The organism is Ureibacillus chungkukjangi (genome assembly GCF_003217295.1).
Classification (GTDB): Bacteria; Bacillota; Bacilli; order Bacillales_A; family Planococcaceae; genus Ureibacillus; species Ureibacillus chungkukjangi.
In genome coordinates this window covers 23,965-36,279 of record NZ_QJTJ01000010.1, presented here as the reverse complement: position 1 = coordinate 36,279, position 12,315 = coordinate 23,965, and the positions used below count along the sequence as shown (strand labels likewise).

Below are 12,315 nucleotides of genomic sequence, written 5' to 3'. Positions count from 1 at the left end.
ATTGAAGATAATTTTTTTATGCAAGTGACACTTTTTAGGTAGTATGCAACAATAAGGAAAAATAGTTGCTTAGGAGAGGAAAAATTTGTTTATGAGAGAGTTATTTTATTATCAAAATTCTATGACGAGCCAATTTACAGCACAGGTTGTACGAACAGGTACTGAAGAAGCACGACCTTATATTGTTCTTTCAAATACAGCGTTTTACCCAACTGGTGGAGGTCAACCTCATGACACAGGAATGATTGATGAGTTTAAGGTAGTTGATGTAGAAAAAGTAGACGATGAAATTCGTCATTATATTGAAGGAAATATTGATAATCTAACTGGTGAACATGAAGTCACAGGGTACGTCGATTGGAACCGTCGTTTTGACCATATGCAACAGCATACTGGTCAGCACATTTTAACAGCTGCATTTGTGGAGTTATTCGATTTTCCAACAGTTAGCTTCCATCTAGGAACAGAGCTTGTCACAATTGATATTGCGACTGCTCAAGTTACAGAGGAACAACTTGCCCAGGTAGAAAAACGTGCCAATGAGATTGTTTTAGAAAATCGACCAATTGAAACGAAGTGGGTTTCAAAAGAGGAGCTGTCTAATTATCCTTTACGAAAAGATGTTTCAGTTGATGAAGATATTCGTCTAGTAATCATCCCTGATTTTGATTACAACGGATGTGGCGGAACTCACCCGACTTCAACAGGTCAAGTAAGCTCCATTAAAATTCTGAGTACCGAGAAAATGAAAAAAAACACGCGAATTTCCTTTGTTTGTGGAAACCGCGTGTTAAGTCAGCTAGCAATGCGAAAGCATGTATTATCAAATGTTGCCCGTCAATTAAGCGTACCTGAAGAAAACGCAGCCGATGCTCTGCGCAAACTTTTTAATGATATAAAAGCAACAGAAAAATCTCTAGATGATGCACAAAATCAGCTGCTCGAATATGAGGCGAGGGAACTTGTTGAAGCTGGTCGTGCTACAGAAGTGGTGGCGGCTTCCTTTGAAAACCGCACCGTACAAGCTTTACAAAAGCTTGGTCGCGCAGTCGTTTCCCAAATGGAGGAAGGCATTTGCCTTCTTGTAGCAGATAACGGAGATAAACTACAATTTATCGCAGCTCGCGGTAGTCAGGTGGATAAAAGCATGAAGGACATTTCGGGTGCTGTTTTACCCTTAATCAATGGAAAAGGCGGCGGCAACGACGCATTTGTTCAAGGTGGCGGCGAGAAAAGTATTTCTGCTAATGAGTTATTGATGGAGATGCAGAAGTTGGTTTAATAGGGATGGGCTTGTGATACGAGGTGGTCAGCTGATGGATTTTTTTTCGAAGTGGCTTTCATCTGGTTGATGAAGGTCACTTTCCTTTGGCTTCGTTCCTGATGTGGCTTTCATCTGGTCTATGAAGGTCACTTTGCCTTGATAACTTGCTCACACTGTCCTTCATCTACTTTATGACGGACACTTTTCTCATCCCTCATATTCATACTGTCCTTCATCTGCTTTATGACAGACACTTTTCTCACTCCTCACATCCATACTGTCCTTCATCTACTTTATGACAGACACTTTTCTCATCCCTCATATTCATACTGTCCTTCATCTGCTTTATGACAGACACTTTTCTCACTCCTCACATCCATACTGTCCTTCATCCACTTTATGATAGACACTTTTCTCATCCCTCGTATTCATACTGTCCTTCATCTGCTTTATGACAGACACTTTTCTCACTCCTCACATCCATACTGTCCTTCATCTACTTTATGATAGACACTTTTCTCATCCCTCATATTCATACTGTCCTTCATTCCCCTTATGACAGCACTTCTCTCAAAATTTTACTGATCATAAGCATCAATTATTTCCCAAGAAAAAAAGCGAGCTCATCGCTAGCTCGCTTTTTATTTCCACTCTTCTTTTAGCATTCCGTAAACTACATGATCGACATATTGACTATATAGCCATTCAGCACTTCGAATCGTTCCTTCTTCTTTGAAGCCTAGTCTTACAGGGATGCTGCGGCTTTTTGTATTGCCTTCTGCTGCGTGGATTTCAACTTTATTTAGCCCGTATTCCTCAAAGGCTATATTAACCATAGCTTTTGTTGCTCTTGTCATGATGCCCTTTCCTTGGAAGGCTTCATCTAGCATGTAGCCGATATAGGCAGTTTTGTTTGCTTTGTTGATTTTATTGAATCCGATTTTCCCTACGATTTTTCCATTAAAAACAATGGCCGTATCCAGTCCTTCTTGAGCTACAAACTTCAACAGGTTCCCCTTGATGTTATCGACCGTATCCTGAACCTTTGTTGAATAGTCTAACCAGCCCAACCATTCACGAAAATATGTACGGGAGGAATCAATCATTTGAAAGACTTCTTCTGCATCTCTTTCTGTAACAAGCTTTAAGCTAATTTCTTCATCTACTGGATAAATAAACATACTTCCATTCCCCCGTTTTCATCAATATTTATATTATGTTGATTTTAACTCGACGACGATTAGCTGTGGAAGATTAAAAATTCGGTATGGCACTGTGCTATTCCCTAAGCCACGACTAACATTCATCGTTGTTTCCCCATCCTCAAAGGTGCCTGCAGTATATTTCGGTAAGAAGCCTTGTCCTGGAGCAATAAGCCCCCCCACAAATGGGATTCGAATCTGTCCCCCATGTGCATGGCCGGAAAATACCAAATTTATATTGTTAGCAACATACGTATTAAACTTTTCAGGTCGGTGCGCTAGAAGAACAGTCAACTCCTCTTGATTCACTCCAGCTAAAGCCGTACTTAACATATTTTGTGTTTCGTGACCATTAAGTGGATCTTCAATACCTAAAATCGATATACTTTCCCCTGCTCGCTCCAGCTTAACCGAGGTATTTGGCATGACGTGAACACCTATTGCCGTCAATGCTTCATAGATTTCTTGAACTTGGTTGGTAGCCACCTCATGATTTCCAATGACATAGTAAACATCTGCTATATTTACAAATTGTCGTACTGCTTGTAAGCTCTGTTCAAGGTCATAGCGATTACTATCAATGACATCCCCCGTTATAAAAATCACATCTGGATTTGTAGCTGCTACTTTTTTTACGAGTTTATCCTGACGATCTCCAAACACTGCATCGTGTAAATCTGAAACTTGGGTAATTCGAAAGCCGTCAAAGCTAACAGGAACCTTGTCAGATTTATATTCATGCTGGGTTGTAATAATCCAATGGTTGTTTATATATAAAAATAAATAGATTGCTATTATAAAAAGGAAAAATTTTAAAAGTTTTTTCAACGCACTCGCTCAATTCATTCAAAGATTATGGGTAAAATCGAAGCTTACCCTCATCAATAATAGTAACATGATTTGGAACATTCAAGTAAAGATAAGTTGAACCTGTTACAGAGTTTTCAACTACATAATCTTTTGAATGGAGCCTAGGCACACTCCACTCCAGCATTTCTATTTTTGGATTAATGCTGTTAAATATCAATTGCTTTTCAGGCGGTTTCTTCACAATAAGCGTATCGTCCGCAAACTCGAATTGATTATTTGTTACCTCTTTTGTTAAATCAATCCCTCTATTTACATGTGGAATTTGATATGTTTTTACATAGATTTCATTTGAACCTGCATCATCCCGCCAATCAATTAAGACATAAATCCTTCCATAAGTATCCTCTGATTCTCGTAGTAAGGTTACCTCATCTGATGAAAGCTTCATAGACCATTCATCAACTAAGTATCTTTCGTCAAACTGGTCTCCCTGCTTTTGAGACAAGGAACTACTAAATTGATTTTCATCTATCATAATTCGTTCAATTTCCTCAGATGAAAGAGTCTTATATTCATTATTACCAGTTAAAGAAAGAGCTAAGTACATATATGCAATTAAGCCTAACCCGATATATCCTGTGATTATTATACTTATTCTTTTAACTGTCCAAAAATTCTTTTTTAATTTCTTTCCAATTGACACTGCGAAATAGGGAGAGAACAAAAGAAAACTCATAAGTATTAAGACCATAAACAATAATGGAGTCATCCTCGAACCACCTCTTTTCTATTAAGAAAAACAACTGGGAGTGTAAAAAATAGGGAGGCAGTTATTAATGCTTTTACAATAAATAATAAATAGCCTGCTTCAAAATAAAATCTCATGATTGTTAATAGCTGTTCATCAAAAACACGGAAAAGGAACAAACCAAAGAAAATTACAAACAGCCCTCCAAGTATTTTTGAGAGGTTAAATAGTGAAGACAAAAAATACCCACTGGAGGCAGCAAGTAATATTAAGCAAAATGAAACAAGGAAATGCAAGAAGTTAAACAAGCTTACATCTGGAAACATAGTTATCCCTTTTACTAGCTGTATAAAAGCTACTAAAATATATAGAGACATATGAACAATAATTGTAGCGATAAAGCTATAAAAAACGAGAACCAAAGCATTTGCAATATTTCCCGTTACTCGGTTGCTTACTATCGAAAGATTCGTCTTCCGATAGTCCTTTGTTTGGATTAAATAAGCCGTAACAAACGACCAAAGACATGTTGAAATAACAAATCCATCTAAACTGTAAAAATGAGTCTGAAGTGACAGTAATCCATTTCCTCTGGTAGACATACCGCTCCCACTGTAATTAAAGTAGTACATTACAATCTGCAAAATCAAAAGAGTTATCAAAGCCTGACTATACGCCATTACCTTCCATTTCACCTGTGTCAAAACAACTTGGGGAAAGGTTTTATGAGTTAAAGACATCATCAATACCACCCTTCGATTTATTCGTTAGCAGTTTACATACTTCAGTCGCAGATACAGATTGAATCAGAGTTTTTGACTGCTTGTCATAGGTTTCATCGAGCTTATTTCTTTCAATAATCACCTCGTAGCTCACATCCTGCTTTTCATAAAGTACATCCTGATACCCTGTCATTTCTTTGACTTCATTTACTTCCCCTTTAATGCGGACTAACATTTGACTTACTGCTTCTAGAGGTAAATGCAACACTACTTCCCCATGGTCAATTAGCATAATTTCCTCCAGCAAATGTTCAATTTCTGCTAGGTGATGGCTTGAAATAATAATTATACGTGGGTTCGCAATGTACTCCTTTAAAATCGCTCGGTACATATCCGTTCGAATTCCCTCATCCATTCCATTCATCGGTTCATCTAGTAAAGTAATTGCACATCTTGTAGCAAGACCATAGATTAGGTTAAATGTAGATGCTTGACCCTTAGATAGTTTATGATGATAGTTATTCAATGGAATATCAGCATATTTCAGGAGCCCTTCAGCAAGCTCACCTTGCCAATTCTGATAAAAATCGCCTGCCATTTTTAATAGCTCCCTAATGTTCAGAAATGGTGGAAAGGTCATTGTATCCTCTATTAAAATCAGGTTAGACGCAACCTTTAAACTGTTGAAGGGATTTTCACCAAAGATTCGAATTTCACCATCTGTCGGTTTTAAATGACCCGCCAACAGTTTTAGCCATGTAGACTTCCCCGCACCATTGCGTCCGATTAAACCAATAATTTTTTCCCCTTCGATTGAACAAGATAGCTTGTTCAAAGCTTTCTTATTGCGATAATTTTTATCAAGCAGATTGCAAACGATGTCCCCCATGCCTTCACTCCTCCCTTTGAGCCTTTTTTATAAGCTCGATTAATTCCTCATCCTGTACAAATAAACGTTTTGCTTCTTGTACAATTTCTTTTGCAAGCTTTGACAGCTTTTCATCCCGTCTTTTGGCTAATATCAATTCCTTTGCCCCTACCTGTACGAACATTCCAAGTCCCCGTTTTTTATAGACAATGTCATTTTCAAGCAAGATTGTTAAACCCTTGCCTGCTGTTGCTGGGTTAATATTAAAAAGCTCCGCTAATTGGTATTGGGAATACACCTTCCCGGCTTCTTGTAAACGCTCTGCCAATATTTCGTTCTCGATCCATTCTGCGATTTGAATATAGATGGGAGCTGTGGAGTCATTGCTTATATTCAAAAAAGCTCCTCCTTTCTTATAGACTATTCCGAATCATCTTTAGTGCATTACTGTTGTAATGTACTATATTCTACCCGCCCGAAATTGTCAATATTATACATTGTTATAAATTTCCACTATCATCTTCAGTAATCTTCACTTCATAAAAACCTTATCCACAATTCTCTTATATCTATCAACTTGACTCGACTTACTCCACAGCTTTATCCCAAGAAGACTCACTTGTCCACATTGAAAATTAAAATTTCACCCTAAAAAACACAAAAAGTTATCCACATAAAAAAAAACATCCACTTCATTAAAAAAGTGAATGTTTTCTATGTGGATAACTATTGGTTTTCTTCTGACTTTTCTTTTTCGATAGTTTGTACTGTGGTCGCTGCAATATCTCCATCAAATAAAATGGATTTTAACTCATCCTGCCCCGAGTTTCTAGCTAAAGGGACACGAGATCTGTAGGCAGCTCGACATATTAGATGCCCAGCAACAGGAGCAGTTATAAAGACGAAGATTATCCCCAATATTAAACGAATACTAACATAGCCATCATGGCTCCAAAAATAGATAAACGCTCCTAATAAACAAGCCATTACTGCTAATGTTGAGCTTTTCGTTGCCGCATGGGATCTAGTATATACGTCAGGCAATTTAATAAGTCCAAACGCACTAATTACACTAATAATCGAGCCTATTAAAACCAAAATCACGGCTACCCACTCAAGAATCTCCATTGCGATCAACGATAACCCCCCTCTCGATATATTTTGAAAAGGCGATTGTTCCGATAAAGGCTAAAATTCCTAAAATTAGAATTGCCTCTAAAAATGCTTTGGTTGATAAAACAATGGAAACTATCGCAATGGCGGATATTAAATTCACGCCGATTGTATCTAATGCGATGGCACGGTCTGGCATGGAAGGACCTACAATTACACGATATAGTAACAAAGCAATGGCAACCATGAAGAATACAAGCGCCAATAACAAAATCGTTTCTTTCATCTATCGTGTCACCTCCAAAATAGCTTTTTCAAACTTCCCCATCGATCGGATAATCGATTCCTTTGACTCCTCTATATCCATTGCATGAATATAAAAGACATCACCGCTTTCAGATACTTCCATTACTACAGAACCTGGTGTAAGCGTTAATAGTAAAGCTAAGGCTGTTATCTCCCATTCTCCCTGTAGACTAGTTTTATAAGTAAAGATACCCGGTGTAATTTGTAGATTTGGCGTCAGCACTTGTTTGATAACTAAGTAGCTTGATGACAGCAGTTCTTTTATAAACAGCAGCATTAAATATAATATTTTCATTACTCTTCGAAGGTAAAATTGTGTTCCAAAGAATCGATGCATCACATATAAAATCCCAATCCCAACTACAAATCCAGTAAAGAATGTCGTTAGCTGCGGAACCGGTTCATCTACTAATAACAGCCACAAAAGTGCAAGAAATAAATTCAATAAAAATTGTGCGAACATCTACTCACCCCTTCAAAATGGCATCAATGTAGATTGATGGATTCATTAGTGTTTTGGCTGCATCCTTTACATATATGGCTAGAGACTCCGCTCCAACTCCGACACATACAATCGATAGTGCTAGTAAAACGAAGGCTACATATGCCCCTCTAGGAATTGGCTTCCGATCTTCATAGCTAATCGTCGTTTCTCCATAAAAGGAGGCAAGGAAGATTCTAAGTAAGGAATAGAGCACGATAATACTTGATGCAAAGCCTATTGCAAGTAATACATAGGAGCCGTTCTCGATGGCGCCTTGTCCGATTAACACCTTCCCCATAAACCCACTAAGAGGTGGGATTCCTGCAAGTGCAAGCATAACTAGGAAATAAATCCAGCCAAATAACGGATAGTTTTGAATAAGTCCGCTCATTTTCTTTACAACAGACTCACCACTAACATAAAACATCATACCGACTAACAAGAATAATAGCGCTTTTGCTAGCATGTCATGAATTAAATAATAGATTGCCCCTGTTAGAGCTGACTCTGTCCCAACAGCTAACCCTATTAAAATAAATCCAACTCCAATAATGACGTTATATGTAGCAATCGTGTATATATCTCGACCTGATAGAGCACCCATACAGCCTGCTATGAGGGTAATACCCGCCATAACGCCGATAATCGTATGAGTAACATCTTGGTTGAGTGGAAACATCAGTGTAAAGGTACGGATGAGAGCATAGATGCCGACCTTTGTTAAAAGTGCGGCAAATAGGGCCTGCACAACAGTCGGCGGAACACTATAAGAGCCTGGCAACCAGAAGAATAATAGCAGCCCTGCTTTTAAACTAAATACGATTAAAAAGAGAATCGCTACTGTTGTCAGTACGGGATCTTGGCCAACCTCTGCAACACGCTGTGCAATATGAGCCATATTTAATGTTTTTACTGTCCCGTATAAAAAGGCTAGAGCGATTAAGAACATCCAAGAGGCAACGACATTGATGATGACATATTTAAGTGATTCCCTTAGCTGTCTCTTTTTTCCGCCAAGAGCTACCAATACATAGGAAGCTAAAAGCATTACCTCAAAACAAACAAATAGATTAAAAACATCCCCTGTTAAAAAGGATCCGTTAACACCAGCTATTAAAAATAGAACAAATGGGTAGAAGAACATTTTTTCATGTCGTTCCCCTATTGTAGAAAATGCGTATAGTAAACAGATTGTTGTTAATACATTAGCCGTTAAGACTAATAGCAATGAAAATGAATCGGCTACAAAAAGAATGCCAAATGGAGGGATCCATCCTCCGAAATCTAAACGAATAATTCCATCTGTTTGTACAAAATTTAATAACAAAAACGAAATGATGCTTATAAAAATCATCGTGATGAAGCTAATAATACGCTGCAGCATAATTTGTTCGCGTAAAAAAACAAGAAGAACTGCAGTAATAATGGGAATAATTAGTGGGACAACGAGTAAGTTATTCATCAGACATTCCTCTCAATTCCTGTAAATCATCAGAACCGTTCGTCTTGTATGTCCGATATGCCAAAACGAGTAGAAATGCCGTTGTTGCAAAGCTAATTACAATTGCTGTTAAAATCAACGCCTGTGGCAAAGCATCAGTAAAAGGTCCTTCAGATTGACTTAGTAGTGGGACGGCCCCCTTTTTCAGACCGCCCATTGTTAAAATCAGCAAATGAACAGCATGGGATAATACGGCCGTTCCCAAAATAACGCGTATTAAATTTCGAGAGAGGACTAAATAGGTGCCAACAGTCACGAGAACACCGATCAATATCATCATTAAAGATTCCATGCTATTCATCCTCACTTATACTTAAAATAATCGTAACAAGCGTCCCAATTACGGTTAGGGCGACACCTGCTTCAAAAATTGTAACGGTAGTTAAATGTTTTTCACCTAAAATTGGAAAGGTGTAGTAAATATCTGTTTGCGATAAAAATGGCGCATCAAAAAAGATAGCCCCTATTGCTGAGCCTGTAGCTAATAGAACACCCAGGGCTGCTACCTTTTTAAAATCAAAAGGCATTTTTCTATGAACGGTTTCAAGGTCGTAGGTAATATAAAGAAGAACAATCCCCGAGCCTAGAACAAGACCACCTATAAACCCGCCTCCTGGGGCATTATGTCCGGAAAAGAAGAGGTAAACACCAAGGGTTAAAATGATGAAGACAACCCCTTTAACGACTGTTCTTAAAATTACATCATTAATTTTCAAGTGTCTGCATCCCCCTTCTTCGCTGCTTTTAGCTTAATGAGGGTATATATTCCTAAGCCAGCTATTAAGAGAACGACCACCTCAAGCATCGTATCAAAGGCACGGAAGTCCCCAAGAATAGTATTTACTATATTTTTACCCCCGGCTAGTTTATATGAATCTTCAAAGTAAACCGAGATTGATTCGAATTTTTCATAGTTGATAACGGCTAAACCAATTAGAGTCACTGTAGATCCAACGAGAATTGAGATTATTCCATTAGAGAGTTTAACTCGTTTAGAAGTCTTCTCTGGCTTTAGCTCTGCTAAATATTTAAAGCAGATTAAATATAATGCCGTTGTTACCGATTCAACAACTAGCTGCGTAAGAGCCAAATCTGGTGCTCTGAAAATAACGAAGAAGAACGCAATCGCATACCCCAATACGCCGTTTAATAAAACAGCTGTAATACGCGACTTCGCAAAAATCAGTGCACAGCTTGCAAAAATCATGATAAATACTAGGAGTAATTCATAATTTTCGACTGGAGCATCTAAGCTTGGAGTCCAGGAAAATGCCTCAAGTGTCAAAAAGGTGCCCGCAACAATTACCACAAAGCTTACATATATATAAATAAAGTAATGCATTAAATTACCATTCATATAACGATTCGTTATACTTTCCGAGATATTCTCGCTCGAGGTAATGACTCTTTCATAGATTGCATTAAGAGTCCATTTTTGAGGGAATAGACGGTAAATTTTAATCCAATGCTTCATGTATCGATATAAGAGAAGTCCAACAAGAATAACACCTATCGTCATAAACAGCTCTGGCTTAAATCCATGCCAAGCGTAAATATGCGGTGTCATTTCAGCTGTAGCTGGGAATGTTGGATATACACTGGACATCGCTGGCTTTAAAATATAAGCGCCTAAAGTATTTGGGAAGAAGAAAATAGCAATCACAAGCCCGATTAAAATAAATGGAGAAATTAACATCCCTACCGGTGCTTCATGTGGATTTTTTTCTAAAATATCCGGCTTAATCTTCCCTAAGAACGTTTTGCTTACAATAATTGCACAATAGATAAATGTAAAAACACTCGCAATCCAAGCTATAACAGGCACTAATATCCCGATGCTGGCGATTGAGAAAATATCCAAATTTGTAATACTTACTGTCGCTGCAAAAAACATTTCCTTACTCAGGAAACCATTAAAAGGCGGTAAACCAGCCATAGAGAAGCAGCCAATTAAAGCAATTGTAAATGTAAATGGCAGGATGGACATTAAACCACCAAGTCTTCTAATATCCCGGGTTCCGATTTCATGATCGACAATTCCGACCATCATAAATAATGCACCTTTAAAGGTTGAGTGGTTAATTAAATGGAAAAGTGCAGCAAAGGTTGCTTGCGTATAAATCACCGAGCTTGTTGAATAGCCTAAATGAACCGCAACAGATCCCAGTCCTAATAAACTCATAATTAAACCGAGCTGGCTAACTGTTGAGAAAGCTAATATCGCTTTTAAATCAGATTGACGCACCGCATTAAATGCGCCCCAAAACAGAGTAAGCAATCCGACTCCTGTCACGGCCCAGAACCATACTACCTCTCCTCCAAAAACTGGTGTGAAGCGTGCGACTAAATAGATTCCAGCCTTAACCATTGTTGCCGAATGTAGATAGGCACTAACAGGCGTTGGAGCCTCCATGGCATCTGGAAGCCAAATATGGAAGGGAAACTGTGCCGATTTTGTAAATGCACCTAGTAAAACTAAGACAAGTGCAGGAATAAACAATGTCTGTTCACTGATTTCGTCCACATTTCCGATAATCTCTCTAATACTAAGTGTTCCAGACATAGCATAAAGCATTAAGAAGCCTACCAGCATGGCCACACCACCTGATACTGTTATCGTCATGGACTTTCTGGCACCTGCTCTAGATGCTTTCCGGTGATGCCAAAATGCGATTAAAAGGAAGGATGAAACACTCGTTAGTTCCCAAAATGCATAGAGCACCATTAAATTATCTGAGAAGACAACACCTAGCATTGCTCCCATAAACAATAGTAAATAACAATAGAAATGATGTAGAGATTCTTTTATCGATAAGTAAAAGATAGAATACAAGATTACTAAACTTCCGACACCAGTTATCAACAAACTAAATATCAAGCTTAAGCCATCTAGATACGTCGTGAAATTAATATTGAACGAGGGGATCCACCAATAGGTATGGGAGAAAGTTTCACCCTTTGCTATACGAGGGATATATGTAGTCAGTATAAGGAATAAACTAACAGGGATTACGAGAACGACCCAACCTATAAAACTTTTTTGTAGTCGCCTATTAAATAAGGGAATCAGTGCTGCCATTATAAATGGAATTAGTATGATGGCAATTTCGATTGTCACAAGCTAATACCTCCTAATTTTGTAACATAGCAGTATAAAAATTATAGAAATCACTCTACCCACTTGACTTACAAAATGACTCACTTCATAATAATGTGTCATAAAGTTAAATTCCAAAATCTCAACTATTTACAAAAATGTTAATTTTGAAGTTTTAATTGAAAATAAAGATTAAATAT

At 37.9% G+C, this 12,315-nt stretch carries 14 protein-coding genes; 1 reads left to right on the top strand and 13 read right to left on the bottom strand.

The window, feature by feature from the left end; translation table 11 throughout:
- Positions 1-91 precede the first annotated feature (91 nt).
- Positions 92-1,282, top strand: coding sequence for an alanyl-tRNA editing protein (locus BJ095_RS09310; protein WP_107935220.1), 1,191 nt, complete (start codon positions 92-94; stop codon positions 1,280-1,282).
- Positions 1,283-1,905: 623 nt separating this feature from the next.
- Here the strand turns inward: BJ095_RS09310 and BJ095_RS09305 are convergent.
- The 13 genes from BJ095_RS09305 to BJ095_RS09245 all read right to left on the bottom strand — a co-directional run bounded on the left by BJ095_RS09305 (position 1,906) and on the right by BJ095_RS09245 (position 12,136).
- On the bottom strand, positions 1,906-2,445 hold the full coding sequence (locus BJ095_RS09305; RefSeq protein ID WP_107935182.1) for a GNAT family N-acetyltransferase: 540 nt from the start codon (positions 2,443-2,445) through the stop codon (positions 1,906-1,908).
- Positions 2,446-2,478: 33 nt separating this feature from the next.
- Positions 2,479-3,294 carry a metallophosphoesterase gene (locus tag BJ095_RS09300; RefSeq protein ID WP_107935183.1) on the bottom strand — a complete coding sequence of 272 codons (816 nt, stop codon included), beginning with the start codon at positions 3,292-3,294 and terminating at the stop codon, positions 2,479-2,481.
- A 25-nt stretch (positions 3,295-3,319) separates the two neighbouring features.
- Positions 3,320-4,045 (bottom strand): hypothetical protein, encoded by a 726-nt coding sequence (locus BJ095_RS09295; protein WP_107935184.1) that lies wholly within the window; start codon positions 4,043-4,045, stop codon positions 3,320-3,322.
- Positions 4,042-4,674, bottom strand: coding sequence for a hypothetical protein (locus BJ095_RS09290; protein ID WP_146223206.1), 633 nt, complete (start codon positions 4,672-4,674; stop codon positions 4,042-4,044). Before BJ095_RS09290 ends, BJ095_RS09295 begins: the two co-directional genes overlap by 4 nt.
- 73 nt (positions 4,675-4,747) lie before the next feature.
- Positions 4,748-5,635 carry an ATP-binding cassette domain-containing protein gene (locus tag BJ095_RS09285; RefSeq protein ID WP_107935186.1) on the bottom strand — a complete coding sequence of 296 codons (888 nt, stop codon included), beginning with the start codon at positions 5,633-5,635 and terminating at the stop codon, positions 4,748-4,750.
- Positions 5,636-5,639: 4 nt separating this feature from the next.
- On the bottom strand, positions 5,640-6,011 hold the full coding sequence (locus BJ095_RS09280; RefSeq protein WP_107935187.1) for a GntR family transcriptional regulator: 372 nt from the start codon (positions 6,009-6,011) through the stop codon (positions 5,640-5,642).
- 329 nt (positions 6,012-6,340) lie between these two features.
- Positions 6,341-6,742: a Na+/H+ antiporter subunit G gene (locus BJ095_RS09275; RefSeq protein ID WP_404427953.1), complete on the bottom strand. Its 402-nt coding sequence runs from the start codon at positions 6,740-6,742 to the stop codon at positions 6,341-6,343.
- Positions 6,729-7,013: a Na(+)/H(+) antiporter subunit F1 gene (locus BJ095_RS09270; protein ID WP_107935189.1), complete on the bottom strand. Its 285-nt coding sequence runs from the start codon at positions 7,011-7,013 to the stop codon at positions 6,729-6,731. Before BJ095_RS09270 ends, BJ095_RS09275 begins: the two co-directional genes overlap by 14 nt.
- Positions 7,014-7,496, bottom strand: coding sequence for a Na+/H+ antiporter subunit E (locus tag BJ095_RS09265; RefSeq protein WP_107935190.1), 483 nt, complete (start codon positions 7,494-7,496; stop codon positions 7,014-7,016).
- A gap of 4 nt (positions 7,497-7,500) precedes the next feature.
- Positions 7,501-8,979: a Na+/H+ antiporter subunit D gene (locus tag BJ095_RS09260; RefSeq protein ID WP_107935191.1), complete on the bottom strand. Its 1,479-nt coding sequence runs from the start codon at positions 8,977-8,979 to the stop codon at positions 7,501-7,503.
- A complete protein-coding gene (locus BJ095_RS09255; RefSeq protein WP_107935192.1) occupies positions 8,972-9,310 on the bottom strand; it encodes a Na(+)/H(+) antiporter subunit C in 339 nt (112 codons plus the stop codon). The genes BJ095_RS09260 and BJ095_RS09255 overlap by 8 nt, the downstream gene beginning before the upstream one ends.
- 1 nt (position 9,311) lies before the next feature.
- Entirely contained in the window at positions 9,312-9,734 is a 423-nt protein-coding gene (locus tag BJ095_RS09250; RefSeq protein ID WP_107935193.1) for a Na(+)/H(+) antiporter subunit B, read from the bottom strand.
- Entirely contained in the window at positions 9,731-12,136 is a 2,406-nt protein-coding gene (locus tag BJ095_RS09245) for a Na+/H+ antiporter subunit A (protein ID WP_107935194.1), read from the bottom strand. The genes BJ095_RS09250 and BJ095_RS09245 overlap by 4 nt, the downstream gene beginning before the upstream one ends.
- Positions 12,137-12,315 lie beyond the last annotated feature (179 nt).